Origin of the sequence: Salegentibacter sp. 24 (genome assembly GCF_004362395.1) — a bacterium.
In the GTDB taxonomy this organism is placed as follows: domain Bacteria; phylum Bacteroidota; class Bacteroidia; order Flavobacteriales; family Flavobacteriaceae; genus Salegentibacter.
On sequence record NZ_SNWE01000009.1, the window covers coordinates 20,620 to 46,244 of the forward strand.

24 protein-coding genes, 1 tRNA gene and 2 pseudogenes are annotated in these 25,625 nt (G+C 37.3%); 13 read left to right on the plus strand and 14 right to left on the minus strand.

What is annotated here, in order from left to right:
• The first annotated feature begins 37 nt into the window (after positions 1 to 37).
• Genes DET49_RS08025 through DET49_RS08035 form a run of 3 tightly spaced genes read left to right on the plus strand, consistent with a single transcriptional unit; the run spans position 38 to position 2,416 of the window.
• On the plus strand, positions 38 to 1,021 hold the full coding sequence (locus DET49_RS08025; RefSeq protein WP_133547582.1) for an NADP-dependent oxidoreductase: 984 nt from the start codon (positions 38 to 40) through the stop codon (positions 1,019 to 1,021).
• Between the two features lie 56 nt (positions 1,022 to 1,077).
• Positions 1,078 to 1,710: an SDR family oxidoreductase gene (locus DET49_RS08030; RefSeq protein WP_133547583.1), complete on the plus strand. Its 633-nt coding sequence runs from the start codon at positions 1,078 to 1,080 to the stop codon at positions 1,708 to 1,710.
• A gap of 28 nt (positions 1,711 to 1,738) precedes the next feature.
• Positions 1,739 to 2,416 (plus strand): type 1 glutamine amidotransferase domain-containing protein, encoded by a 678-nt coding sequence (locus tag DET49_RS08035; protein ID WP_133547584.1) that lies wholly within the window; start codon positions 1,739 to 1,741, stop codon positions 2,414 to 2,416.
• 249 nt (positions 2,417 to 2,665) lie between these two features.
• Here the strand turns inward: DET49_RS08035 and DET49_RS08040 are convergent, their stop codons facing one another.
• Positions 2,666 to 4,810, minus strand: coding sequence for a histidine kinase dimerization/phosphoacceptor domain -containing protein (locus DET49_RS08040; RefSeq protein ID WP_133547585.1), 2,145 nt, complete (start codon positions 4,808 to 4,810; stop codon positions 2,666 to 2,668).
• 494 nt (positions 4,811 to 5,304) lie between these two features.
• Between DET49_RS08040 and DET49_RS08045 the strand changes: the two genes are divergently transcribed.
• Positions 5,305 to 6,102 (plus strand): GLPGLI family protein, encoded by a 798-nt coding sequence (locus tag DET49_RS08045; protein ID WP_133547586.1) that lies wholly within the window; start codon positions 5,305 to 5,307, stop codon positions 6,100 to 6,102.
• 37 nt (positions 6,103 to 6,139) lie between these two features.
• Here the strand turns inward: DET49_RS08045 and DET49_RS08050 are convergent.
• The 3 genes and pseudogenes from DET49_RS08050 to DET49_RS08055 all read right to left on the minus strand — a co-directional run.
• Positions 6,140 to 6,334 (minus strand): annotated as a pseudogene (locus tag DET49_RS08050) (integrase core domain-containing protein); the annotation flags it as partial.
• A gap of 194 nt (positions 6,335 to 6,528) precedes the next feature.
• Positions 6,529 to 6,705 carry a hypothetical protein gene (locus DET49_RS18455; RefSeq protein WP_166636559.1) on the minus strand — a complete coding sequence of 59 codons (177 nt, stop codon included), beginning with the start codon at positions 6,703 to 6,705 and terminating at the stop codon, positions 6,529 to 6,531.
• A 205-nt stretch (positions 6,706 to 6,910) separates the two neighbouring features.
• A tRNA-Arg gene (locus DET49_RS08055) sits at positions 6,911 to 6,982 on the minus strand.
• Between the two features lie 119 nt (positions 6,983 to 7,101).
• On the opposite strand from DET49_RS08055, the gene DET49_RS08060 reads away from it, so the two are divergent.
• The 6 genes and pseudogenes from DET49_RS08060 (at position 7,102) to DET49_RS08080 (ending at position 10,616) form a co-directional block, all read left to right on the plus strand.
• Positions 7,102 to 7,401, plus strand: a complete 300-nt coding sequence (locus DET49_RS08060; protein ID WP_133547587.1) for a hypothetical protein — start codon at positions 7,102 to 7,104, stop codon at positions 7,399 to 7,401.
• Positions 7,402 to 7,672: 271 nt separating this feature from the next.
• Positions 7,673 to 7,840: pseudogene (locus tag DET49_RS18925) on the plus strand (hypothetical protein); the annotation flags it as partial.
• Entirely contained in the window at positions 7,785 to 7,991 is a 207-nt protein-coding gene (gene tnpA, locus DET49_RS18930) for an IS200/IS605 family transposase (RefSeq protein ID WP_410527958.1), read from the plus strand. The pseudogene DET49_RS18925 and the gene tnpA, both read left to right, overlap by 56 nt.
• Complete coding sequence (locus DET49_RS08070) at positions 7,988 to 9,127, plus strand: RNA-guided endonuclease InsQ/TnpB family protein (RefSeq protein ID WP_133547588.1); 1,140 nt, start codon at positions 7,988 to 7,990, stop codon at positions 9,125 to 9,127. Before tnpA ends, DET49_RS08070 begins: the two co-directional genes overlap by 4 nt.
• A 102-nt stretch (positions 9,128 to 9,229) precedes the next feature.
• On the plus strand, positions 9,230 to 10,219 hold the full coding sequence (locus DET49_RS08075; RefSeq protein WP_133547589.1) for a DUF1028 domain-containing protein: 990 nt from the start codon (positions 9,230 to 9,232) through the stop codon (positions 10,217 to 10,219).
• Between the two features lie 43 nt (positions 10,220 to 10,262).
• A complete protein-coding gene (locus DET49_RS08080; RefSeq protein WP_133547590.1) occupies positions 10,263 to 10,616 on the plus strand; it encodes a hypothetical protein in 354 nt (117 codons plus the stop codon).
• 135 nt (positions 10,617 to 10,751) lie between these two features.
• Here DET49_RS08080 and trxA read toward each other — a convergent pair whose 3' ends face one another.
• The 7 genes from trxA to DET49_RS08115 form a co-directional block, all read right to left on the minus strand.
• The gene (trxA, locus tag DET49_RS08085; RefSeq protein WP_262707979.1) at positions 10,752 to 11,084 is read right to left on the minus strand and encodes a thioredoxin; all 333 of its coding nucleotides are present in this window, start codon (positions 11,082 to 11,084) and stop codon (positions 10,752 to 10,754) included.
• A 106-nt stretch (positions 11,085 to 11,190) separates the two neighbouring features.
• Positions 11,191 to 12,597 (minus strand): efflux transporter outer membrane subunit, encoded by a 1,407-nt coding sequence (locus DET49_RS08090; protein ID WP_133547592.1) that lies wholly within the window; start codon positions 12,595 to 12,597, stop codon positions 11,191 to 11,193.
• Positions 12,597 to 15,761: an efflux RND transporter permease subunit gene (locus DET49_RS08095; protein ID WP_133547593.1), complete on the minus strand. Its 3,165-nt coding sequence runs from the start codon at positions 15,759 to 15,761 to the stop codon at positions 12,597 to 12,599. Before DET49_RS08095 ends, DET49_RS08090 begins: the two co-directional genes overlap by 1 nt.
• Before the next feature lie 9 nt (positions 15,762 to 15,770).
• Complete coding sequence (locus DET49_RS08100) at positions 15,771 to 16,892, minus strand: efflux RND transporter periplasmic adaptor subunit (RefSeq protein WP_133547594.1); 1,122 nt, start codon at positions 16,890 to 16,892, stop codon at positions 15,771 to 15,773.
• 15 nt (positions 16,893 to 16,907) lie between these two features.
• On the minus strand, positions 16,908 to 17,393 hold the full coding sequence (locus DET49_RS08105) for a GbsR/MarR family transcriptional regulator (protein WP_133547595.1): 486 nt from the start codon (positions 17,391 to 17,393) through the stop codon (positions 16,908 to 16,910).
• Between the two features lie 71 nt (positions 17,394 to 17,464).
• Positions 17,465 to 18,307 (minus strand): phospholipase A, encoded by an 843-nt coding sequence (locus tag DET49_RS08110; protein ID WP_133547596.1) that lies wholly within the window; start codon positions 18,305 to 18,307, stop codon positions 17,465 to 17,467.
• Between the two features lie 130 nt (positions 18,308 to 18,437).
• Positions 18,438 to 19,514 (minus strand): isoaspartyl peptidase/L-asparaginase family protein, encoded by a 1,077-nt coding sequence (locus DET49_RS08115; protein WP_133547597.1) that lies wholly within the window; start codon positions 19,512 to 19,514, stop codon positions 18,438 to 18,440.
• A 198-nt stretch (positions 19,515 to 19,712) separates the two neighbouring features.
• Between DET49_RS08115 and DET49_RS08120 the strand changes: the two genes are divergently transcribed.
• From DET49_RS08120 to DET49_RS08130, 3 genes are all read left to right on the plus strand, one after another.
• Positions 19,713 to 20,255: a 3-hydroxyanthranilate 3,4-dioxygenase gene (locus tag DET49_RS08120; RefSeq protein WP_133547598.1), complete on the plus strand. Its 543-nt coding sequence runs from the start codon at positions 19,713 to 19,715 to the stop codon at positions 20,253 to 20,255.
• Positions 20,256 to 20,316: 61 nt separating this feature from the next.
• A complete protein-coding gene (locus tag DET49_RS08125) occupies positions 20,317 to 21,870 on the plus strand; it encodes an aldehyde dehydrogenase family protein (protein WP_133547599.1) in 1,554 nt (517 codons plus the stop codon).
• A 227-nt stretch (positions 21,871 to 22,097) separates the two neighbouring features.
• Positions 22,098 to 22,490: a YkvA family protein gene (locus tag DET49_RS08130; RefSeq protein WP_133547600.1), complete on the plus strand. Its 393-nt coding sequence runs from the start codon at positions 22,098 to 22,100 to the stop codon at positions 22,488 to 22,490.
• 88 nt (positions 22,491 to 22,578) lie between these two features.
• Here the strand turns inward: DET49_RS08130 and DET49_RS08135 are convergent, their stop codons facing one another.
• The 3 genes from DET49_RS08135 to DET49_RS08145 form a co-directional block, all read right to left on the minus strand.
• Positions 22,579 to 23,583 (minus strand): acyl-ACP desaturase, encoded by a 1,005-nt coding sequence (locus DET49_RS08135; RefSeq protein WP_133547601.1) that lies wholly within the window; start codon positions 23,581 to 23,583, stop codon positions 22,579 to 22,581.
• Positions 23,584 to 23,746: 163 nt separating this feature from the next.
• Positions 23,747 to 24,475: a metallophosphoesterase family protein gene (locus DET49_RS08140; RefSeq protein WP_133547602.1), complete on the minus strand. Its 729-nt coding sequence runs from the start codon at positions 24,473 to 24,475 to the stop codon at positions 23,747 to 23,749.
• A gap of 1 nt (position 24,476) precedes the next feature.
• Positions 24,477 to 25,613 carry an ATP-binding protein gene (locus DET49_RS08145; protein WP_133547603.1) on the minus strand — a complete coding sequence of 379 codons (1,137 nt, stop codon included), beginning with the start codon at positions 25,611 to 25,613 and terminating at the stop codon, positions 24,477 to 24,479.
• Between the last annotated feature and the right edge of the window lie 12 nt (positions 25,614 to 25,625).

The following is a 25,625-nucleotide window of genomic DNA, read 5'->3' on the forward strand; positions in this document are numbered from 1 at the left end:
TGATAAGTAAATTTTTAAATTAAAATATGCAATAGATATGAAAGCACTACAAATAGTAAAATACGGAAAAATTAAGGATAGTTTATCGATCAATGAGATCGATAAACCTTCGGTAAAGTCAAACCAAATTTTAGTGGGGGTTAAGGCTGCTTCGCTAAACCCTATCGATTATAAAATGGCTCAGGGGCATCTAAAAGAATTACTGACTTTAGAGTTACCCGTTACCATAGGTTTTGACGTTAGCGGGGTGGTTGTGGAAAAAGGGGCTGATGTTAGTGATTTTGAAATCGGTGACGAAATATATTCCAGAGTACCCCATGAACAAATGGGTACCGTGGCAGAGTTTGTTATCATTAATGATGATAAAGTTGCTAAAAAACCGGAAAATATATCTTTTGCAGAAGCTTCAGGATTACCTTTAACAGGAATTACCGCAATCCAGGCTTTAGAAAAAGCCGGTTTGAAAAAAGACGATAGAATTCTTATTCACGCCGGATCCGGGGGTGTAGGCAGTTTTGCTATTCAGTATGCTAAAGCTAAAGGAGCTATTGTTTATACCACCACCAGCACTAAAAATGTAGATTGGGTAAAAGCTTTAGGAGCCGACCGCGTAATAGATTATAAAACGGAAGATTACAAAGAAGTTGCCAATAATCTGGATATTGTTTTTGACACTTTGGGAGATGACTATACGTTTGATTCTTTTGAAATTATTAAAGAAGGTGGAACAGTAACCTCAATCGCAGGTCCGCCCGATGAAGAATCAGCCAAAGTAATGGGGATCAAAGGTTATAAATTACCCGAACAATTATCTAATCTTATTGAAGAAAAATCGGTAGCCTATAAACACACCTGGATGCAGCCTAATGCAGCGCAGTTGAAGGAGATCAAAAAAATGGTAGAAGACGGGGATATCAAACCAATCGTAGACCTTATTTATGATTTCGAAGACGGAGTTGATGCTTACGAGTACCTGGCGAGCAGAAGAGCACAAGGAAAAGTAATCATAAGCTTATCCTAAACCTTCTTAGAGCTGGTCAATAGATTATATATTATAACTAAAAAAAGAAAATGATTATGAGTAAAAAGAAGAATGTATTAGTTGCCGGTGCAAACGGCAGCACGGGAAGAATCATTATCGATTTATTAAAGAAATCTGAAAAATATCAACCCATTGCTATGGTAAGAAAACCAGAGCAAAAACAGCATTTTGAAAAAGAAAATGTAACCACTGTCCTTGCCGATTTAGAAGAAGATTTAAACCAGGCTGTGAAAGGCGCTGATAAAGTAATTTTTGCGGCCGGTTCCGGTGGAAAAAAAGTGGTTGAAGTAGATCAGGAAGGAGCAAAAAGATTCACTGATGCGGCCAGGAATGCAGGAGTTGAGAAGTTTGTTATGCTTAGCTCAATGGGTGCCGACAATCCCGGAATGAGTGAAGAGCTTGGAGATTATCTAAGAGCAAAAGGAAATGCTGATAATTATCTACGAAATAGCGGATTAGATTTTACTATTGTTAGACCTGGTGCGCTTACAGATGAAGATGGTTCGGGGAAAATTCAACTAAAGGAAAAATTAGATAAACAAGAAAGTATTTCCAGGGCAAATGTGGCTCGTACTCTTGTTGAAGTTCTGGACAATGATGTAAAACAAAATCGGGTTTTTGAAATTCTTGATGGCGAAACTCCTATTGAAAAAGCAGTCCGTGATTAAGAAATTCTATAATTAAAAAAAGAAAGATATGAAAGTACTATTTGTATTAACCTCTCACGATAAGTTGGGAGATACAGGAGAAAAAACAGGATTTTGGATCGAAGAATTCGCAGCACCTTATTACAACCTGGTGGATAAAGGAGTTGATGTTACGGTAGCTACACCCAAAGGAGGTAAAGCACCTATTGATCCGAACAGCGAAAGTGAAGATGCACAAACCAAGGATACAAAGCGCTACTATAAAGATGCTGAAACTCAAAAAGTGATAGAAAACACCTTAAAGTTAGATGGAATTAAGTCGGAAGAATTTGACGCCGTATTCTACCCCGGAGGTCACGGCCCGCTCTGGGATCTCGCAGAGGATAAAACTTCTATAGCTTTGATAGAGGCATTTAATAAGCAGAAAAAACCAATAGGTTTGGTATGCCATGCCCCTGCAGCTCTTAAAAATGTAAAAAATGAAAATGGGGAACCCTTAGTGAAAGGAAAAAAAGTAACCGGCTTCACCAATACTGAAGAAGAAGCGGTGCAGTTAACCGAAGTTGTTCCCTTTTTAGTTGAAGATATGCTGAAAGAAAATGGAGGCATTTATTCTAAGTCTGGCGACTGGGAAGTTTATGTGCTTGAAGATGGAAATTTAATTACCGGACAAAATCCTGCATCCTCCGAGAAAGCTTCTGAAAAACTATACGAGATGCTTAAATAACTAAAGCTCTCTTAATTTGAACCTCTTTAATATTGAAAAAATGAATCCAATTCTTAAGATTGGAAAGGAAGTTCTTTGAAACTAATTGTATAGAGTTGAAAGAGTAATTGAGTATTTTTTAAAATTAAAAATGGGATTTTGAAAATCATATCCCATTTTAGTAACTAATTATTTACTGTTGTAATTTACCTTGATCGGCAACGATTATCATTTCATATTCCACAATAAGTGTTTTAAAGGGATGTTCCATCAGGCTGCGGTATTAATTTTAAAGTTAAAGCTTACCATAGTGCCGTGTTCACTGTTTTCGGTCATCGTGCCGTTGAGTTGTTGCGTCAATAACTGAATCAACTGAGAGCCAAAACCGGTCCCTTTGGTTGCAGCACCCGCATCTTTGCCTACACCGTTGTCGGTTACCTTTAACGATAAGGTTTCAGGGCTTGCCTGTGATAAACTTATTTGAATGGTTCCATTTCTGTTTTCAGGAAATGCATATTTTAAGGCGTTTGTAAGCAGTTCGTTGACAATTAATCCAATGGGTACCGCCGTGTCTACATCCAGTTCCAGGGTGTCCATGGCACATTCAATTTTAACTTTATCTTCTGCATTGAAAGTATCCAGTATGCCTTCGCCTAAATTCAGGAAATAATCCTTCATCTCTATACTTCCTAAATTTCCACCCTGATATAATTTTTGATGGATGATGCCCATGGATTGGACCCTGTTTTGACTGGCCATCATAGCGTCTTTTGAGGCAGAGTCTTCCATTTGTGCAGATTGCAGCGAGATCAAACTTTTGACCAACTCCAGATTGTTCTTGACACGATGGTGGATTTCTTTAAGAAGCAGTTCGTTTTCAGCATTGTGCTTATCAAGCAATATATTTTTATGAGCTAACTCCTCATTTAATATCTTTAGTTTATGATTTCTCTTTTGTTTAAGCCTATAATTACGATAGAGTAATCCGAGTAATAAAGCACCAATAATTAGGGTAACAATATAAATGGTTTGTTGTTCCCGATTAGCAGCAAGCTCTTTATCTCGTTTGAGCACATCCACTTGTAATTCACTTTCACGAAGGCTTCTTTCGTTTCTTTCTACTTCGATAATATTGTTAGCCTCAGACCATTCAATATAATACTCAAGAGCTTTTTTGTAATTTCCCATGAGCTCATAAACACTGAATAATTTCTTGATAAAATATGCCGTATTTGCTTTGGTATTAATTGCAATTGATGAATTCCTGGCTTTTTCATAATAGGCGATAGCTTCATCGTACCTTCCTTCTGCTTTGACAATGTCCCCTATGCGGGAATGTGCAAATTGATAAGTATCAATAGTAGTAAGGTCATATTCCTCTAATAGTTTTATGGTTTTTATCAGGTAGGATTTTGCTTCTTCAGATTTTTCCTTTTTAATTAGATTGCTACCCATTGAGTAGTAGTACCAGGTATGGTGAAAGGGATTTGTGAGTTGAGGCAAGAGCTCCTTAAATTTATTCATATAATACTCAGTCGAATCGGAATTTGAATCTCCAAAATGATAAGATAATAGCTTGTAGGCCATTGCAAGGGACTCATTCTTTTCCCGGTAAGCTGATTTTTGATAGCCAATCATACTCTCCTTTAAATATTGAATTCCTATTTCCTCTTCTTCTGGCAAACCATACTGATAATAAAACCTTCCCTTATCTTTCAATATCTTAAGCTGAATTTCAGGTCGGGGATCATCTTTAAGCAAATCCAATGCTTTTACAAAAAGCTCCAGTCCGGGTTTTGGTTCTCCTCTAATAATTTTTATCAAAGCCCAATTGATCAATAAATCATAACCCAATACCTTATCCCTCTTGTTTTCCGGGATTTTCTCGTAATAGGCCCAACCTATAGGTGCCAGCGAATCCACCACATTAAAGTTATGAGATCTATTCGCTCTATCAGTTATATCCAGATACAAATCAGCCAATCTTTCATATGGTAAGGGTTGAACATTTTGAAGTAGTAGAGCAGCCATATCAAAATAAAAAACAGTACTATCGCGATTAAAATGGGGCATTTCTTTAAACCACAATGCCTTGTCCTGGTAGGCTTTACTTAATGCATAAGCCTGATTATTTGAAAGGTCTTGTCCAACACTCATTTTTTTTAATTGTAAACTTTTAAGAGCTGTTTGATGAAGAGGTTGCTTGTCATCCAATACTTCAAGGGCTTTATCTGTGTAATAGGGAGAACTGTCCGCATTATAATGATCCGTGCTCCTAAACCATAAGGATTTTTCGAAATATTTGTTGCTCATTTCGAGTGCAGCTTTCGGGGTACTATTTTTAACCTGGGCACTTTGAGAAAAGCCGGAGGAAATAGCCAGGGAAAAGATAACCAGTGTCAGCAGCTCTTTCATATTTTCTTTAAGCAATTAAAAATGACCTGGGGATGTATAAATGTATGAAAAAAGGCTGAAATACAGTCTATTATAAAATAAGGGTGGCTCTGTTTTTTCGATATTCCGATTGCGGACTATCAGCATCTGGGAGAGAATCGTATTGTTTTTGTAGAAGTTCTAGGCTAATGTGCTTAGCTGTTTATCAGAAAGTTTTTATAATTTCTACGGATTAATTTACAAATTGTTAATTGTAAATCTATTTATCATAATAAATCAAATGGTGCAAAAAAATACTATTTTTAAACAAATGATGTGTAAATTAAATCCCCCTGACCGCCACCAGAAGAACCCAACACTTATTGTACCGACTTAGGTTATGATGATTTAACAATCAATATTAATTTCGATCCAAGTACTTATAGCAATCCCATACCTTACGCTTGAATTCTATTTTATTCTTTAAAAAAAGATTAATTAAATTCACCTTCTAGATAATATTTAAAATATTAGTAATGAAACAATTATTCCTTTCATTTTTATTTTTCCTGACTTTAATCTCTTGTTTTTCCCAGAAATTAAAAGATAAATTTGAATACAAAGTAACTTATAAGTTAACATACGCACAAGATTCTACCGCTTTGGAAGAATCTAAATCTGAGTATATGGTCTTGTTTACAGGAGATGAACTTTCCAAATTTTCCAGCCGTGCGGTAACACTTGCAAAAACTTACGAAATTAAAGGAAATACAGGTACAACTTCTCGCCAGGCGGTTAGTGAATTTCATTACCAGATTTTAAAACAGGCCAAAACGGGGAAACTATTTTATACCCTCAAAATTCCAAAAATGGACGATCGGTTTTATTATACTGAAGAATTGGATCAATTTAATTGGGTGATTTTACCGGAAACCAAGTCTATAAAAGATTTCAAAGTTCAGAAAGCAAAGACTTCCTTTAAGGGTAGAGATTATATTGCGTGGTTTACTTCGGAAATTCCAATTTCTGAAGGTCCTTTTAAATTCAATGGACTACCCGGACTTATTTTGGAAATTGCTGATACAGATAACCATTGGAATTTTGAATTTATCGGTTTGGAAAAATTAACACCAAAGATTTCCTATAAAACGAACCTAAGGATATATGCTGAAACCGAAAGGAATGAATTATCTGCCTTATGGAAACGTTATCGCAGTAATCCTATGACTTATGCCGGGCAGGCAGCAAACATGGATCCTGAAATACATAAAGAATACAAACGAATTTTTACGAAAAAGGAAAACAGTAAAAACAATCCTATAGAATTGGAATAACTTGGACTTGCAATAAAAAACGGGACATAAAGTTAAGCTACATTTTACCCAAAGCTGAGTGTCTTCTATTTCGGTTGTACCATGTTTCTATCCATTCAAACTCCGCTAGAGCTGCCTGTTCTTTTCGCTCATATCGGGTTCTGTATATAAGTTCTACCTTTATGCTTTTAAAGAAGCTCTCTGCCACGGAATTATCCCAGCAGTTCCCTTTCCTGCTCATACTTTGCTGAACTTCCTGCTTCAGTTTAGAAAACATGTTATTATTGTGATATTCAAATATATCTTCTAATGAAAAAAGATGCTCCCTATCCCCAAAATAACGAGACTTGATATTTTCACCAGAAAGAACGCCCCCCTTCCATTCTCAAATCTTGATAACATTGAAATAATTTGGAGTGCTCCTGTTCTAGAAATTGGTTGAGCTCTTTAGCTTATGAACGCTGGCCCGTAAGCTTTTGAATCCCATAGATCAACCTTTCTTTTCAGGCTGATGTTTAATTTTCTACCGTTAATAGAGATTCTGGCGTAAATAGCGGTTTGATTCCCTTTGGCTCGTTTGGAATAAATCCAAAATAGGACGGAAAATGTTGACTGAGTTCTCATAATTTGTGGTTTTAAGTTAAACAATTTTGCGAAGTCAAACCACTATTATGAGTAAACTTTCAGGATATTAAGATAAGATTTTTTTACTGAAAAAATGTTGACGATCTGTGAACTTTTACATCCATATTAATAGACATCATCTAATATCAAAACACACTAAAAACACTGAATATCAATAAATTGATTATATTTAAAGTGTCAAAAGTGACCTCGCCAAGAATCGAACTTGGATCTAAAGTTTAGGAAACTTCTATTCTATCCGTTGAACTACGAGGCCTTAATTGCTGGACAAAAATAATAATGTTTTCAGAAATTCATCATATTAAAACTTAAAACTTCTGCAGGTTCCTATGCTTTCATTAACTTTATTTCAATTGCTATATTAAAATCATTCTTATGAAAGTTATTTTCCTAGCCCTGGTTTCAGGACTTCTTTTTTTGAACACCAATTGTAATAGAAAAACCTCAGAAACACAAATGAAACTTACAGGAACCCTGACAAGCCAGGGAATTACTTCCTATCAATATGGTACGCATACATTAAAGACTTCCAATGAATTTTACGCCTTAAAAAGCGAAAACCTAGATCTCGATCAATTTGTTGGAAGAAAAGTCACAATTTTAGGTTCAAAAATAGAGGGATACCCCGTGGACGGTGGGCCTGAATATATTTCTGTCCAACAGGTAAAAGAATAAAAAAATTAAATTATTTTGAATACTGGTATAAGCCTAATTACCAAATTATTTACGATATTTTGCCGAAGAAAGCCCTCACCCTCGGGCTTTAGCCAAGGGATGAATTCGGCTTTATTTTGAACCATTCCATGTGGTGAAAAAATAAAAACAAATGACATTAATATAATTATTTATTATTTTTATAAAATGAAGGAGGCTAAGCCTAAACGTTGGAAGACATCATCTACCTCCGTCTATAATTTAGGATATCATTTGATATAAATACAGAAGGAAAGTACTGATTGGTGATATAGAAAGCAAATTGAAGAAACTGCTATTAGAGAAAGCTGATGAATTGGGTCTGGTTATTGAAAAAATGGAAATAATGCCTGACCCATGTTCCTCTGTTTGTGAAGGCACAACCTACAGATGCGCCACACTTCATAGTAGGTCAGCTTAAAGGTTATACCTCTTTCCACCTAAGAAATGAATTTGCTGAATTGAAAAGCAAGCTACCGACCTTATGGACTCGTTCTTATTATATGGAATCAATGGGTCACCTTTCGGAAGAAACCGTTAAAAAATATATAGAAAACCAAAAGAATCAATGAAGCAAATTAAGACATATCATTTTAAACTTAATCCTACCAAAGCCCAAGAACAAACCTTTGCTCAGTGGCTAGGCTCATGTAGATATGTCTATAATTTATGCCTTGATTATAAGAAGCAACTCTATACCAGCCATAGAACATCAATCAATAAAAACGATATCCAAAAAGAACTATCAGCTATTGCAAAAGAAATAGCGTGGATAGGATGCGTTCATTCTCAGACTTTGCAGGAAGTAACCGACAGATTGTTTAAAACCTATGAAGGTTTCTTTAAGCAGGGCAAAGGCTTTCCAAAGTTTGCAAAGCGTAACCAATACAGGTCATTCACTTTTAAGCAAGGCATTAAAATACATCAAGGTATTAATTCCATTCAATTACCTAAAATTGGTAAGGTTAACTATAGAAAGAGCCAACCAGTAGAAGGTATCATAAAAACGGCAAGTATAATTAAAGAAGCTGTTGGATGGTATATAGCTATTTGCTGTGAAGCAGCTATTATTCCATTATCTTCAGTTGAAAATACGTTAGGACTTGATGTAGGGATTAAATCGTTTTTAGTGACCTCTGATGGGGTGGTAGTGGATAATCCTAAGCACCTATATCATCGGCAGTACAGGCTAAGGAAGGCTCAAAGAGCCGTAAGTAGAAAGAAAAAAGGAAGCAATAATAGAAAGAAAGCAGTTCAAAAATTAGCAAGAGCACATCAAAAAGTTAAGAATGCCAGAAAAGATTTCCACCATAAATTAAGCACTCAGTTAATCCGTGAGAACCAAACGATAATAACTGAGAATCTGCAAATTAAAAATATGGTCAAAAATCATAAATTAGCTAAATCTATAGCAGATGCTGGATGGTATCAGTTCATTCAGATGCTGGAATATAAATCTAAATGGTATGGCAGGGAATTAATTAAAGTCGCTGCTAATCACACCAGCCAGGATTGCTCAGTCTGTGGCTGGCGTAATAAAGAGCTTCAGTTGAAAGACAGGTCATGGACTTGCATTAATGGCCATACTCTTAAAAGAGATTTAAATGCAGCAATAAATATAAGAAATAAGGGTGTAGGACATACACCATCAGCTTGGGAGATATACAGCGACAGTGGTCGGGTAGCCCAAGAATCCCACCTGCTTTAGCAGTGGGAGTGTCAAAAACCAATTCCCCTTTATCCTCTCAATATTTTCAACATATTTAGTTAAAGATTCGCTAACTTTCACTTTTAAAAAGAAACCAGAATTATGAGACAATTCTTACTTTTTACCGTTTTGATATTAATTTCCACAATCAATATCAAGGCTCAAAATTCAGAAATCAGCGGAGATGCTTTTGCGCATACCTATTCCATTGTTGCGCGAGATGCCAATACCGGTGAAATGGCCGTTGCCGTGCAAAGCCATTGGTTTTCGGTTGGGCCTCTGGTAGCCTGGGGAAAATCCGGCGTAGGCGTGGTTGCCACCCAGTCATTTGTAAATCCGGCTTATGGCCCCGAAGGCCTTAGACTATTAGATGAAGGCTACACCCCGGAAGAAGCTGTGGAAACCCTTGTCAATAATGACGAAGCTCGGGATTTTAGACAACTTGCCATTTTGGGGAAATCCGGAGAAAATGCCGCGTATACAGGATCAAAATGTGTAGCTGAAGCCAGTCATCTTAACGGCGATAATTTTTCGGTCCAGGCCAATATGATGTTGAATGAAAATGTTGTACCGGCAATGGCGAAGGCATTTACCGAAAACATAAATCTTCCTTTAGCTGAAAGAGTTGTGGCCGTTCTAAAAGCTGCCCAGGATGCAGGTGGTGATATTCGAGGAAAGCAATCAGCCGCATTAATTGTTGTTGGGCCAGAAAAAGTTGAAGAAATCTGGAAAGACAAAAAAATAAACCTTCGAGTTGACGATCACGAAAATCCCGTGGAAGAATTAAGTCGGTTGTTAAAAACCGCAAGGGCTTACGAATACATGAACCGTGGAGATCTGGCTATGGAGGAAGGGAATGTTGAAAAGGCTTTAAAGCAATACAGTACTGCCGAGAGTATGTTCCCTAATAACTTGGAAATGAAATTCTGGAAAGCGGTGGCCCTTGTCAATAGTGATCGTTTAGAGGAAGCAAAATTAATTTTTGACAGGATTTTTGATGAAGATAAAAACTGGAGAACCATGCTGAAACGCTTGCCCGACGCAAAACTTATAGAGGTAACAAAAGATCAATTAGAAATGCTTACACAGTAATTCTCAAAGTTTTAGTATCTTTATCTACTTAAATAATGCTGTTATGAAAATCATATTTAAAAAACTATTTATTGGAATAGCGGTTATAGGAATTACCGTTTTCACTTCTTGTAAGGACGATGAAAAAACTCCGGAAAACCAGACCAACCCAACAACACAAATGAACAATACTTCAGCAAATGCTGAAGAAACACCAGATGTAAATCCTCCTCACGGGCAACCAGGCCATAGATGTGATATGCCGGTAGGCGCCTCATTAACAGAAGCTAACAATACTCAACCTGAAATGACAACTTCTCCAATTCGGGTCAGACAAGACAAACCTGCTAAAAACCCTCCTCATGGCGAACCTTTTCATGACTGCTCCATCCCAGTAGGAGGCGATCTTAAAAGTTAGTTTTTAATTTAACTATTGTGTTAAAAAACGATATTGGTTAGGCGGTTACTGGATATCCCACCTAGAAACCAACAGTTTAATTGCAGAACCGACTTCAATCCTTAATAATTATGCCGTAGTATTAAGTTTGTTGTGCTAGGCTTTAGATTTAATTATTTGAATAATTTCCGCCTTCTGTAATACTCCGGACTGCCTCCATAATTGTTCCCCGTTTTTAAACAGGATCATTGTGGGTACACCGCGTACCTGGTATTTTTCTGCTAACTCCTGGTTTTTATCGACATCTATTTTAACAATTTTCACACCGTCTCCTAATTCGGCTTTTACGTCTTTTAAAATTGGAGCCAGCATTTTACAAGGACCACACCAATCCGCATGAAAATCAACTAGAACCGGCTTTTCATCTTTTATAATTTCACTGAAATTGCTTTTCATGATTTCAATTTTTTCTTTCTTAAAGTTACTCAATTTCCGGCTTTAGTCGAAAACAAATCGATCTTTCAACAAAAAAGAGCCCCGAATTTTAATTCACGGGGCTGCTTCTTCAACAATTAACAAAACAAATCCAACAAAATTATTGCCAGCCCCCACCTAAAGCTTTATAAAGGTTTACCGTGGAATTTAGTTTATTGTACTCCGCATTAATTAAATTCAGCTGAGAGCTAAGTGCGTTCTCTCTGGCAGTTAAAACCTCAAGGTAATTTACCAATCCATTATTAAGCAATTCTTCTGAGTATTCAGATGCTTTATTATAAGCTTCATACTGATTTTTCAAAATTTCTATACGTTCAGTACTTGCCTGGTAGTTAGAAAGCGCATCTGAAACTTCTCTCCCGGCAATTAGAATGGTTTGCTTGAAGTTCAACAAGGCTTGTTGTTGTTGCGCTTGGGAAACTTCATACTGGGTTCTTATTTGTCTTTTGTTAAGAATAGGCTGCAATAACGAAGCGCCTAAAGTAGCAAAAAGCGAATTTGCATTTAATAATTTATCCAATTCTAAACTTTGGAAACCTCCTGCAGCTGTTAAGGTAAGCGAGGGATAAAAATTTGCCCGGGCAGCATTGGTAAGTTCAAAAGCATTAATAAGATTATACTCGGCGGCGATCACATCCGGCCTGTTTCTGAGCAGTTGGGCAGGAACTCCCGTGTAAAGTGGCGCTTCAATAGATTGGTTGGATAATTCAGTTCGTGCTATTTCCTGTGGCCCTGCGGCCAGTAGGATAGAAAAGGAATTCTCTAATAAACGTATTTGGTTTTTGAGCTGCACCACTAATGCTTCCGCAGTATGTAACTGAGCTTTTGTCTGCTGAACGCCTACTTCAGTAACGATTCCTGCTGTTTTTAAAGCTTCGGTGGTTTCCAGGCTACTTTTCCTGGTAGCAAGGGTTTGTTCTGCAATTCTGAGTTGTTCATCAAGACTGAGCAGCTGATAATAGTTGGTGGCAATGGTCGCAATAAGCTGGGTTTTTACAGCTTTATGAGCGGCTGCGCTTTGTAAATAAGCAGCGGTAAAAGCCCGGTCATTACTCCGTATTCTGCCCCAAATATCAGCTTCCCATGAAAGGTTTCCCGTAATATCATATTGAGTGATATTTCCATTAAAAAACGAACCAAATTGACTATTTCTAGAAAGGATCTGATGGCTCACTGACGGCCCTGCACTAAGGGTGGGAAAATAACTGGCATTCCCTTGCTTAACATAAGCCTCAGCTGCCAACATTTGTTGAATGGCGATCCGGATATCTATGTTATTCTCCAGGCCTTCTTCAATATGTCCCTTCAATAAAGGATCGGTAAAAATTTCTGTCCATGAAATTGTTGCCATATTTAAGGAATCCTGGGGAAATTTATCTGATCTATAAAGTCCCTCAGATAACTCTTTTATTTCTGGACGTTCGTATTCTTTAGCTGCAAAGCATGAAATCAGTAAAAATGGCACGATTCCCGCGAGCAACAATTTATATATACTGTTCTTTCTCATTATTTTTCTTTTTCAGAAATTGATTTGTTTTCTGTTTTAGCCGCTTCTGGCACCCCGGTTATTTTTTCCTGTAAATATTGAAAAATGATATAAAGTATTGGGATAATAAAAATTCCCAGAATAGTTCCTATTAATAAACCACCAACCGCTCCGGTGCCTATCGAACGGTTACCCGCCGCACCTATACCGCCTGCAAAAACAAGTGGCAGTAAACCAATAATAAAGGCAAATGATGTCATCAAAATCGGTCTTAATCTTACTCTGGCACCATCAAGAGCTGCATCCACTATAGAATAACCTCCTTTACGGCGTTGCATTGCAAATTCTACAATAAGAATAGCGTTTTTGGCAAGTAATCCCAAGAGCATGATTAAGGCTATTTGAAAATAAATATTCGCCTGGAGTCCTGCGAATTTAGTCACTAGATAAGAGCCCATTACTCCAACCGGAAGTGAAAGTAAAACTGCAAACGGAATTAAATAACTTTCGTATTGAGCAGAAAGGATAAAATATACAAACAAGATACTTAATAAAAGAATAAAAGTAGACTGAGAACCTGCAGAAACCTCCTCACGGGTTAGCCCACCATAATCAATACTAAAATTATCAGGAAGCGTCTGTTCGCTTACCTCCTGAACGGCTGCAATAGCATCCCCGGATGAATATCCTGGGGCTGGAGCTCCATTTACCGTGGTCGAGTTAAAAAGGTTGAATCTTGTTACAGATTGCGGTCCATAAACTCGTTTTAAACTTACAAATTCGCTTAAAGGTGCCATTTCACCCTGACCATTTCTGACAAAAAGGGAGTTCAAATCCTCTTTACTAGAACGGTCTTCAGGCAGCGCCTGTACATATACTCGATACTGCTTACCAAATCTCGAAAAATCCGCCGCATAAACACTCCCTATATAAGCCTGTAGCGTAGAAAAGATACTGGAGATATCCACACCAGCTTCTTTAGCTTTAGGAATATTGATATCCATCTCATACTGTGGATAATCAGTATTAAAAGAACTTTGTGCATATTGAATTTCTGGCCTTTGAGAAAGGGCAGCAATATAGTTTTGCGTTTGTCTATCTAGTTCTTCAAAACTACCACCGGATCTATCTAACAGCTTTGCCTGAAACCCTCCTGAAACCCCAAAACCAGGAATACTAGGTGGGGAAAAGAACAACATTTGAGCGTCCACAAACGAGGCGCCTATCCCGAATAATTTTGCCTGAATTGCCTCTACAGAAAGATTTTCTTCCGTACGTTCACTCCAAGGATCTAATTTCACAAAGCCTAGGGCATAGTTACTACCTGCACCACCAATTAAGCTATATCCATTAACCAAAGAAACTCCGTCGACTCCATCAATTTTCTGAATCTTTTGTTCTAACTCCGAAGTGATACCTACAGTTCTATCTAAAGATGCCCCGGCAGGTAATTCAACATTCACGAATAATATTCCACGATCCTCATCGGGAACAAATCCGGTTGGAGTTGTTTTAGCACCCCAGAATATTCCCAAAATAGCCGCGATTAGAATAACTCCAGTGATCCACTTATGTTTATTTAAAAACGAAAGGGACTTCACATATTTGTTTGTAGTTACCTGAAAAGCAGTATTGAAACCACTGAAGAATTTTTGTAAAAAATTCTTTTTCTTGTATTCCTCGTCTTCCCTATGTGGTTTTAAAAAGATGGCACAAAGCGCTGGACTTAAAGTTAAGGCGTTTACTGCAGAAATTGTTATCGCTACAATTAAGGTTACCCCAAATTGTTCATAGAAAACACCCGTAGGTCCGGAAATAAAAGTTACAGGAATAAAAACCGCTCCCATCACCAGGGTGATAGAAATAATTGCTCCAGTAATTTCATCCATGGCTTTTCTTGTTCCGGACAAAGCATCTTTAGCACCTTCTTCCATCTTCGCATGTACGGCTTCTACTACCACAATGGCATCATCTACCACAATACCAATGGCCAGTACCAGAGCAAATAATGTTAGCAGGTTTATAGAATATCCAAAGAGGTTTAAGAAAAAGAAAGTACCGATAATCGAAACAGGAACGGCTATAGCCGGAATTAATGTAGATCGGAAATCCTGAAGGAAAAGAAAAACTACGATAAAAACCAGTACGAAAGCCTCTATAAGTGTTACTACTACCTTATCAATAGAAGCGGTTAAAAATTCGTTAGTATCAAAATTTACATATACGGAAAGACCAGTAGGAAAATCTTCTTCCATCTCATCTAGTTTCTGATGTATTTCCTGAATAATTTCCTGGGCGTTAGAACCCGGAGTCTGATAAACTGCCATATTCACCCCCGGCTTTCCGTTGGTGTAACTAATTACATTGTAACCCTCGGCATCTAATTCCACCTGGGCAACATCATCCAGCCTCAAATACTGCCCATTATCCAGGGCTTTAATAATAATATTTCTGTATTGATCTTCGGTTTGATATCTCCCACTATAACGTAGAATATATTCAAAAGCCTGGGCATTATTCCGACCCAGGGAACCAGCCGCGGCTTCCTGACTTTGTTCATTAATTGCTCCGATTACATCAGAGGGGATCAAATCATAAGCGGCCAATTTTTCAGGTTGGAGCCAGATTCGCATGGCATATTTCTTGGCACCAAAAACATTTACATTTCCCACCCCGTTTATACGCTGCAATTCTGGAATCACGTTAATATTCAGGTAATTCTGAATAAAAGTTGCATCATATTCTTCATTGTCAGAAAGAACGGTAAAAAACATCAGGGCACTCGTTTGTTCTTTTTGTGTAGTTACCCCAGATTGAGTAACCTCTTGCGGTAACAAAGGTGTTGCCCTGGCCACACGGTTCTGAACGTTTACAGCCGCTATATCAGGGTCTATTCCCTGGTCAAAAAATACCTGTATACTAGCACTACCATTGTTACTGGCCGTTGAGGTTATATAATCCATTCCCTCAACCCCATTAATTTGTTCTTCGATAGGAATTATCACGCTTTCAAGTACAGTCTGAGCGTTGGCTCCAGGGAAATTAGCTGAAACCTGTACTGTTGGGGGTGCAATATCAGGATATTGGGTTACCGGAAGGGTTGTAATACCCAGAACTCCCAGCACCACGATTATGATGGAAACGACCGTAGATAACACCGGTCTTTCTATAAATTTCTTTAGCATCTTAAACTTTTATTTAAATACTTTATTAATAGAATTTGCAATACTGTCAAAGGGAATTTTCTGTGGTTTTATCGGTGTATTATTCCTTAATTGTCCAACACCTTTTGCCACGATTAAATCTCCCTCTTTTATCCCAGATTCTACCACAATAAGATTATTTACCCGGGCAGTTTCAGTAATTGGATTAGAAATGGCTATGGTATCTCCCTGTACTTTATAAACATAAGTTCTTCCCTGTTGTTCGTAACTTGAAATCTCAGGAACAACAACTACATCTTTATAAGTTTGCGGAATTCGAATTTGACCACTATTACCATTTGATAATAATTGGTTTGGGTTCGGAAATTTTGCTCTGAAAGTTACTGTACCCGTGGAAGGATCAATTTGTCCTGAAACGGTTTGTATTTTTCCTTTATAACTATATTCTTCTCCATTGGCAAGAATTAAGGAAACTGGAGGAAAGTTTGCTATTCTTTCATTCATAGTACTTCCCGGAGCCCCCTGTATAAAATTCAAGTAATCTTTTTCATTCATGGAGAAAAAAGCATACACCTCATCGGTTTGCGAAACAGTGGTAAGTGGAGTAGGATCACCTGGTGACACCAGGGCACCATTTCTAAAATTTATACTCCCCACATAACCATCCACAGGACTTTTTATGTTAGCATAATTTATATTGGCAGAGATGCTGTTATAATTAGCCTTGGCTTGAGCAAGTTGCGCCTTTGCAGTTTCCAGTTGCACATTGCTGATAATATCCTTTTCCACCAAGGGTTTTAGTTTTTCAACTTCAACCTTAGCTGCATTTACATTAGCCCTGGCAGCTTCTGCATCACCAGATAAAGATTCGGTTTCAAGTTTAAAGAGAAGTTGCCCTTTCTCTACCTCCTCCCCTGCATCTACCAAAACATCAGTAATATAACCAGATACTTTTGTTCTTACTTCACTATTTACTACGCCTTCTATACTGGTTGGAAAAGAAGTGTATCCCGTAACGGTTTTAGTTGGGACCTCTAAAACTGGAAAAGGTTTCGGACCCATTGCTTGAGCTTGCTGGCCTCCCTTACTATCTGCACAAGAAGTTAAAATTGAGGCACTTATAAATAGACTAAAATAAATTATCTTTTTCATGGTTTATAAATATAATTACGAGTTGGTTATTTTTCTCTTTAATTTATTCACTGCTGCAGTGGCTTCATCAAGAAAGATCAGTAGGTTTTGCTGAAAATCCAGATCAAAATTATCTTCTGAATCAAGCTTGTTCATCTGAGTTTTATATTCCAGGACTTCTTGGTGAATGCATCTTTGCGCTTCCCATTTTGCAGTCATCTCATCGATATAACTCACCATTAGATCCGGATTTACAATAAAATATCGCTTTCTATCTCCAGTTTTTGTGTAATATTCAATGCGGTTAGTAGCCTGTAAATGCTCTAAATGTGTTGAAACGGTACTTTTTCCAGCTTTTAGATCGCTAACCAATTGCTCGAAAGTGCAGCCTTTTTTTCCAATCATTATTAAAGTGGAGAAAATCCTTGCGGCTACCGGTGCCAATTGATGCTCTTTTTCAATTTGAACCCCAAGTTTTTCTATAAGATGAATTTTGCGCTCTTCTAGTTGTGATTTATTCATTTTGATAAATTGAAGCCGCAAAATTATCAATTAGTTCCGAATAAACCGAACTAACAAAACTTAATAGTTTGTTAAAAGGAGTCGGGTATAGTTTTCAAAAAGTTGAGTTCGTCTGATTTAATTACAAATCCTGCCCGTACCATACTTCGATTTTCTTTAAAGTTGATAAGGCTTTCAGTGTTGCCTTTAAACCACTCCAACATTAAATAAACATTGGAAGAAATAAAAGGTTTGTATAACAGGCGAGTGCGAAGAGTTCCATGCCAGTCCTTCATTCCTTTTCGTAGCATAATGTCTACAAGCAATTCATTTGGTATGATATTGTAGGTAAGATTTATTTTACCATAACCAAGAAAATCAATCAGATCAGGATTGTCTTTTTTGTATCTTATAGGAAGCCAAGCCTTTGCACTTATTAATAAATTTTCATTTATGGCCGTATGGTAACTCAAAGATAGAGAATTCCAACTTCTGGAATAAATACTATCCCGTCCATTAGATTCGTGTTCTAATTGTAAATATGCCATTCCTGCTAATTGATCTTTCTTATTAAAAATGGGCTTTCCTAACCCTATACCTGGATTAAAATTGAGTTCGCGAAATGGACTGGAAAACTGGTAAACGCTCCAAAAAGCTTTTTGGGTATAGGTAAGAAACATATGCGTATCAAATGGAAGTTTATCGCGGATTAGTAATGCTTTAAAACTTATTTGATATTTTGCATCTGCAGTCTTTGAATTAATTTCTTTGTCTGTAGAAATCCCGGTAATAAAATAATTGTCCTTATGTATAGAAAATGTCGGCATTTTCTCAATAGTATCATTTATCTCTTCACGAGTTAAACGTTGAGAAAACACTTGCCCAAAGCATAAAGTAAATATTATTATAAAAATAAACCCTTTCTTATTTTTCATTTTAAAAATTTAATAATCTGCGAAAATAGGTTTAGCCTGGGAGTTTCAGAACTAACAACTTTTAAACTTGCGTTAAAAACAAAAGCCCAACTTTTTAGGTTGGGCCATCCGTAATTTTGAAATAGAAGATTTATTTTCCATAAATTCCTATTTCTAAATTTCCGTTTTTATCCATATTTGCACGGTACATACCAGCGGTATTGAATTCCATAGAAACATTACCATTATGATCTATCGCGATTATTCCACCGTTACCCCCTAAGTCCGGATTCTTATTCTGAATTACCTCTTTTGCAGCTTCTGCCAGGCTCATTTCTTTATATTCCATCATCGCAGAAATATCGTAAGCTACAACTCCGCGAATAAAATATTCGCCCCAGCCAGTAGCTGAAATCGCCGCAGTTTTATTATTAGCATAGGTCCCAGCTCCGATTATTGGCGCATCACCAACTCGCCCCCATTTTTTATTGGTCATCCCACCAGTAGAGGTTCCTGCAGCCAGGTTTCCGTTTTTATCCAAAGCAGCACATCCAACAGTCCCGAATTTTGAATCTTTAATGAATGCATCTATAAAAGCGGTTTTATTCTCATCGTGATCCAGTACCGTTTCTTCTGAATTTCTTTCTTTTAAACTTTGTAAAGATTGAAACCTGTTTTTGGTATAAAAATATTCAGGAGCTACCATTTCTAATCCTCTTTCCCTGGCAAATTGTTCTGCTCCTTCTCCGGCCATCATAACGTGTGGTGAGTTTTTCATTACTTCCCAGGCAAGGTTTATTGGATTTTTCACAGTGGTTACACCCGCTACTGCACCCGCATTTAAAGTTTCTCCATCCATTATGGAAGCATCAAGCTCATTGGTTTCAGCATTCGTGAAAACAGCACCTTTCCCTGCATTAAAAAGAGGAGAATCTTCCATTACATTTATAGTACGTTTTACAGCTTCTATAGCGGTGCCCCCGTTGGCAAGAATTTCATGTCCGGTTCTGATAGCTTCCTCCAGTTTGGCTCTATAGGCTAGCTCAAGGGAATCACTCATGTTTTCTTTTAAGATAGTACCAGCGCCGCCGTGAATGACAATTCCGAAGTTATCTACGGAATCGGTTTCCTTATTTATAAGGGTATTCTGATTTTCAGCTTTATTTTCTGAAGTGTTATTGCAAGCCAATAGAAAGCTAATTGAACAGAACAAGAGTAGTTTTTTCATCTAAATAGATTTTATAAAGTTGAAAGATAAGCATTTTCTAAAGCTTATATAGGGCCAGCTTTAGCATACATAGCCCTCAGGAGCTTCCACCCTTCAATGCTTATGGCCAATTAGGATGTTAAGCCTCCAAAAACTTATTCTTCCACCAGCATTTCTAATCATTAAGTTGTAATTTTAAACAACAAAAAATGGAAAATTATGGCTGTGAATAAACCTTTTAACCTAAATAAATGGATTGAGCAAAACCGAGAGAGCTTAAAACCGCCGGTGGGCAATCGAAATCTATATAAAGAATCGGAAGATTATATTGTAATGATTGTAGCCGGACCTAATGCTCGAAAGGATTATCATTACAATGAAACAGAAGAATTATTTTATCAGTTAGAAGGAGAAATTGAGATACATATTCAGGAAGATGGAGAAAAGAAAACAATGAAATTGGGGCCCGGAGATATGTATATGCATCCGGCAAAAATGCCACATTCTCCAGTAAGAAAGGAAGGTTCCATTGGCCTGGTTGTAGAGCGAAAACGTGTCCAACTTCAAGGAAAAGACGGCCTCTTGTGGTATTGCGATATCTGTAATCATAAATTATATGAAGTTTATTTTCCCCTGGAAGATATTGAGAAAGATTTCTTAAAGCATTTTAAACATTTCTACGGTAGTAAACAATTGCGCACCTGTGATAATTGCGGGGAAATTATGCCTGTAGATGAACGATACGTATCCGATACACAATAGCGTAAATTTTTTACTATTTTAGCAGAAAACACACAAAAGAACAGATAAAATTTACAATTTAATGAGTGAAATAGCAGAAAAATTCGGAATCAAACAAGCTTTAAAAGATCTCGGCTTAGAGGAAATCAATAACGGAACTTCTACTGGAAAAGATTTTTTCAGTAACGGAGAAATAATCCCATCTTATTCCCCTGTGGATGGTGCTTTAATTGGAAAAGTAAAATCCACTACGAAAGAGGATTATGAGAATGTAATTACTAGTGCTGAAGCAGGCTTCAAACAATGGCGCACCTGGCCAGCCCCACAAAGAGGAGAAGTCGTTCGCCAGTTCAACGATGAATTGCGAAGATTAAAGGAACCTTTAGGGAAATTAGTTTCCTACGAAATGGGAAAATCCTACCAGGAAGGTTTGGGTGAAGTTCAGGAAATGATAGATATCTGCGATTTTGCAGTAGGTCTTTCCCGCCAGTTGCACGGTTTGACCATGCACTCTGAGCGCCCGGGCCATAGGATGTACGAGCAGTACCACCCGCTTGGTGTGGTTGGAATTATTTCAGCATTTAACTTTCCCGTAGCGGTTTGGTCTTGGAATACAGCTTTAGCCTGGGTTTGTGGTGATGCTTGTATATGGAAAGGTTCCGAGAAAACTCCTTTGACTTCTGTGGCCTGTCAAAATATAGCTGCACGCATTTTTGCTGAAAACAATGTCCCGGCAGGAATCTCCTCTTTGATTACGGGCGACTATAAAGTTGGTGAAATGATGACTAACGATAAACGTGTTCCTTTAATTTCGGCTACCGGTTCAATTAGAATGGGGAAAATCGTTGCCCAGGCTGTAGCTGCTAGATTAGGAAAATCACTTCTCGAATTAGGTGGAAATAATGCCATAATAGTTACACCAGATGCCGATATTAAAAACACGGTTATTGGAGCCGTTTTTGGAGCAGTTGGAACTTGTGGACAACGTTGTACTTCTACCCGAAGATTAATTATTCACGAGTCTATTTACGATCAGGTAAGAGATGCGATCGTAAAAGCTTACAAACAGTTGCGTATTGGAAATCCATTGGATGAAAATAATCATGTAGGACCGCTTATCGATAAAGATGCAGTGAAAAATTATCAAAAAGCTTTGGAAAAAGTTGTAGAAGAAGGCGGAAAAATCTTAGTTGAAGGCGGGGTATTGCAAGGAGAAGGATATCAAAGTGGATGTTATGTAAAACCTGCTATTGCCGAAGCAAAAAATGAATTTAAAATTGTTCAGCATGAAACTTTTGCTCCGGTACTTTATATAATGAAATATTCTGGTGAAATTTCTGATGCGATAGAAATACAAAACGGAGTGGTGCAGGGACTTTCTTCAGCAATAATGACTAATAATTTAAGGGAAGCCGAGCATTTTCTTTCCGTAGAAGGTTCCGATTGCGGGATAGCCAATGTGAATATAGGAACTTCTGGGGCAGAAATTGGTGGGGCCTTTGGCGGTGAAAAAGAAACTGGTGGCGGTAGAGAATCCGGCTCAGATGCATGGAAAATTTATATGCGCAGACAAACTAATACTATTAATTATACCACTGAACTGCCCTTGGCACAGGGAATTAAATTTGATTTGTAAATGGTTTACTGGAAGCTTACCGAAGACTTTTAATATTTCCAGCCTGGCTTTTAGCTTCCAGAGTACTTATAGATTCTAAAATATTTCCAAGTGCACAAAATTTTATAATTTTATAAACCTCACAGCCCCTAAAATATGTGAGGTTTATTTTTTATAAGATTTTAGCATTTCACTAAATAAACCTTCAACAATAATTTTATACTTTGTGTGCATCAAAAAATTGAATAATGAGTAAAATTGATAACGAAGCGATTAAAAAGGAACATAAAAAACGCCAGGAAAACTTTGAAGAGGACGATATAAATAGTGTACTGGAAGATGAAGAGTCGATAAAGGCTAAATTTGAAAATAAAGGAAAGTTACAGCGTTATATGGATGATGCGCAATTACTTTTTAATTTGTTGCGTGATTATGCAAAGGGAAATTATCGCGAAGTTCCCTTTAACGTTATTGCCGCTATTGGTGGAGCGCTTCTTTATGTGCTCTCCCCCCTGGATTTAATTCCTGATTTTATTCCTATAATTGGTTATTTAGATGATGCAGCGGTAATTGCATTCTGTCTTAATTTAATAGAAAAAGACCTGATTTCTTATAAGATCTGGAAAAAGCAAAGGAGCTAATATTCAATATTTAGACTTATAAATAAAGAACCTCACATTCCCGACATATATCGAGGAATGTGAGGTATTATTTTTTAGATGACACTTACTAAATCCTTCCGTTGGCTTCAACCCATTTAAAAGTATGTTGATCTTGCGGGATTGCCATACGGTCTGCTATTCTGCGCATTCTATCGGGCAATCTCATTAGATAATCCCTTGCTTTTTCAGCTTCATCGGTCAGGGAGCGCATTTTATCTATTTCCCAGTAGCCATTAAGTTTCTCAAGGATTTCAATATAATCGTAAGTCGTGTATACGCCAAGTCTTTGCGCCGCGTTTGAGAAATTTTCAAAGGCTTCTGCGATTCCCTGTCCACTTTCACGAAGAAATTGTGCAGGCATCACAATCTTTTTTTTCATCATATCGTGAAAAGCCAGCATCATTTGGCTAGGATCGTGTTCAAAAATGGTTTTCACAAACTCTCTATAGGCCATATAGTGCCTCATCTCGTCTCCGGCGATAATATTACACATTTTCCCGAGCATTTTGTTACCTTTCTTCTTAGCTAGCTGACCAACCCTCTTGTGCGATATATTGGTTGCCAACTCCTGAAAACTAGTATAAACAAAATTCTTGTAAGGATCACGACCGGTACCAATATCAAAACCATCATTGATTAAATATTGGGTGGTTTTTTCTATTTCTCGCATATTTACCCGGCCGGAGAGGTAGAGATATTTATTGAGGGTATCCCCGTGACGGTTCTCTTCTCCCGTCCAGTGACGTACCCACTTGGACCAGGCATTTTCTTCACCCCGACTTTTCCCGTGCTGCTTTACACCTTCCATATCCATAAGCCAGGATTCATAGGTCGGCAGGGCTTCCTCAGTAACCATATCGGCGACTAATACAACCCAGAAATCGTATTCAAGTTCTTTGGCTTCTTCCCTGATCTGGGTAAGGTCATCCATATAATTCTCTTCCTGTAAATTGGGAAGGAGATCAGTGGGTTGCCAAATTTCTTCTACCGGAATAAGGTATTTCTCTATGAAACCATCTACCTCTTTTTCAACGGTATTCATTACTTCTAATCTAATATTGTCGAGGGCCATTTTATATTAATTGGAGCAGGCGTTGTGCAATCCTGCTGGATTTATAATTACTGCTTCAAAAATTCGATTAAAATCTTCACTAAGATAATTCAGCTCAAATTAAAACCAAAATCCTTAAAGTACAAAGATATGAAGAGTAAAGGCGTTTTGTGGTAAAATCGTCTTAATTTCTACCCTCTTCCTCAGGATATAGCTTGAAAACAGGATCACTCTGCCAAATTTCCTTTGAATTCACATCTATAGCCGATAATTTTCCCATAAAAGCAGCGCCAGTATCTATATTCCAGATTTTTGCTCTTTTTACCGGCACATCTTCATTGATTCGGGTAACGGGCGTATGACCAATAAAGATCTCATCAAAAATTTGAAGCCTTTTTGGATAGTTCACATCATCCGGTTTTATATTTTTATCTAAAGAAAGCGCCATTTCCCATAGGGTCCGATCCCAATAAAAACCAGTATTATGATATTCCTGTTCAGGGCCGTGCTGATTTGTGAAACCGGCATGTACAAATAGCCTGTTTTTTTTATCGATATAGTAATTCAGCATCTGATTAAAAAATTCAATATGTTTTTCTATTTCTTCTGAAGAAAAATCGCGGTAAGCATCAATACTGGACTGACCTCCGTGCTCCAACCATTTCTCGTTCAGATCTCCCGTTTCCAACCAACGATGAGTAAGATCATCGTGATTCCCGCGCAAAAAGATGCAAGTGTTTTGCCGGGCCAACTCTATGAGATAAGAAACAACCTTGGCTGAATCGCTCCAACCATCTACATAATCACCCAGGAAAATAAGTTTATCTTCGGGGGTGACTTTTATTTTTTCCAGGAGTTGAACTAAAGCTTTTAATCCCCCATGAATATCCCCGATAGCAATACTTCTCCCCATATTAATTGTATTTTACTTTTCTTAGAATTCGCATACTTTCCTTATAATAGTTATAAACTTCCTGACTGTATTGCTTCAAATAAGGCTTTGCTTCTTCAAGTTTATCTATTGCCTTTTCAAAGTTATTTAAATAACAAAGTAAATACGTTGAAGGCAAATTTTTAAGATCTTTTGTTTGTTGTTTGTTTAACGGAAGCTTCTTTTTAAGCCTTTCTACCAGTTTACTATTTATATTGTAAATATGATAAAGAGTTCTTCTGTCAAAAACTGGTGGTTCAAATAGTAATCTGCTTTCAATATCATAACTCACACTGTCTTTAAAACTGATGGTTACTTCTTCAAGTGGATAAAAATGATATTTATCATGAAGGCCCAGCTGAACATATTCCAGAATCTTAAACTTTTCATCGTCCAGGCTGATGCTCACCTGGTCCAGATCTGAATAAAATAGCTTTACCTGTTCATTTATCAGCTCAATGTCCACACGTGAATAAAATATTTCATTTTTTGCCTGTATCTTTTTTCCGGCCCAGCAAACCACGAAATATTCTTTAAAAACTTTATAAGTGGCGTTGTAATCTTTTCTTTTTCTTAAAAAATCGAATACGCCATCGAGCGTTAATTCAATATTATTATGTGAATGTTTCTCTATAGAATTCACTATTTCTGAATTCACATCCTTGATTTCTATCCCAAAAACTTTCGGCATACTTATACTTCCGTCCCTAAGGAAAACCGAGCCTCCATAATACTTCCATATATTTTTTTTAAGTGAACAAATTTTCCCGTGATTGGGTCTGATACTCACTAACCCCACTACAAGATTTCCTGGCAGATGCGGAAAAGGAATATTTTCATAGGAAATTAAAGGTGGGTTACTCAAATACGCATTTACGAGATTCTGAATTTTACTGTCATCAAAAAAATCAGTCCCTATTATATTATTATCCTCATCCTGAACTCCAATTACTATATAAGAATTATTCTCAGGATTGGAATTAGATAGTGCACAAACGTGTTTTAAAAACTTAGCCTTCCCTTCTCGTTCCCCAATATTGAGTTTTAGCTTTTTGTCATAAAAGCTGTTCTCATCATTATGAGCAAGAAGGTTCTTAATTAGAAGCCGTTTGTTAATCATATTAATTTCCTC

Coding starts and splice junctions, on each gene's coding strand:
- DET49_RS08140 (WP_133547602.1), bottom strand. CDS start 24,475: ATGGGGAGAAGTATTGCTATCGGGGATATTCATGGGGGATTAAAAGCT.
- DET49_RS08035 (WP_133547584.1), top strand. CDS start 1,739: ATGAAAGTACTATTTGTATTAACCTCTCACGATAAGTTGGGAGATACA.
- DET49_RS08090 (WP_133547592.1), bottom strand. CDS start 12,597: ATGAGAAAGAACAGTATATATAAATTGTTGCTCGCGGGAATCGTGCCA.
- DET49_RS18455 (WP_166636559.1), bottom strand. CDS start 6,705: ATGAGAACTCAGTCAACATTTTCCGTCCTATTTTGGATTTATTCCAAA.
- DET49_RS08080 (WP_133547590.1), top strand. CDS start 10,263: ATGAAAATCATATTTAAAAAACTATTTATTGGAATAGCGGTTATAGGA.
- DET49_RS08135 (WP_133547601.1), bottom strand. CDS start 23,583: ATGGCCCTCGACAATATTAGATTAGAAGTAATGAATACCGTTGAAAAA.
- DET49_RS08125 (WP_133547599.1), top strand. CDS start 20,317: ATGAGTGAAATAGCAGAAAAATTCGGAATCAAACAAGCTTTAAAAGAT.
- DET49_RS08105 (WP_133547595.1), bottom strand. CDS start 17,393: ATGAATAAATCACAACTAGAAGAGCGCAAAATTCATCTTATAGAAAAA.
- DET49_RS08095 (WP_133547593.1), bottom strand. CDS start 15,761: ATGCTAAAGAAATTTATAGAAAGACCGGTGTTATCTACGGTCGTTTCC.
- DET49_RS08045 (WP_133547586.1), top strand. CDS start 5,305: ATGAAACAATTATTCCTTTCATTTTTATTTTTCCTGACTTTAATCTCT.
- DET49_RS08060 (WP_133547587.1), top strand. CDS start 7,102: ATGAAAGTTATTTTCCTAGCCCTGGTTTCAGGACTTCTTTTTTTGAAC.
- DET49_RS08100 (WP_133547594.1), bottom strand. CDS start 16,892: ATGAAAAAGATAATTTATTTTAGTCTATTTATAAGTGCCTCAATTTTA.
- DET49_RS08145 (WP_133547603.1), bottom strand. CDS start 25,613: ATGATTAACAAACGGCTTCTAATTAAGAACCTTCTTGCTCATAATGAT.
- DET49_RS08075 (WP_133547589.1), top strand. CDS start 9,230: ATGAGACAATTCTTACTTTTTACCGTTTTGATATTAATTTCCACAATC.
- DET49_RS08030 (WP_133547583.1), top strand. CDS start 1,078: ATGAGTAAAAAGAAGAATGTATTAGTTGCCGGTGCAAACGGCAGCACG.
- DET49_RS08025 (WP_133547582.1), top strand. CDS start 38: ATGAAAGCACTACAAATAGTAAAATACGGAAAAATTAAGGATAGTTTA.
- DET49_RS08040 (WP_133547585.1), bottom strand. CDS start 4,810: ATGAAAGAGCTGCTGACACTGGTTATCTTTTCCCTGGCTATTTCCTCC.
- DET49_RS08130 (WP_133547600.1), top strand. CDS start 22,098: ATGAGTAAAATTGATAACGAAGCGATTAAAAAGGAACATAAAAAACGC.
- DET49_RS08110 (WP_133547596.1), bottom strand. CDS start 18,307: ATGAAAAATAAGAAAGGGTTTATTTTTATAATAATATTTACTTTATGC.
- DET49_RS08115 (WP_133547597.1), bottom strand. CDS start 19,514: ATGAAAAAACTACTCTTGTTCTGTTCAATTAGCTTTCTATTGGCTTGC.
- DET49_RS08120 (WP_133547598.1), top strand. CDS start 19,713: ATGGCTGTGAATAAACCTTTTAACCTAAATAAATGGATTGAGCAAAAC.
- DET49_RS08070 (WP_133547588.1), top strand. CDS start 7,988: ATGAAGCAAATTAAGACATATCATTTTAAACTTAATCCTACCAAAGCC.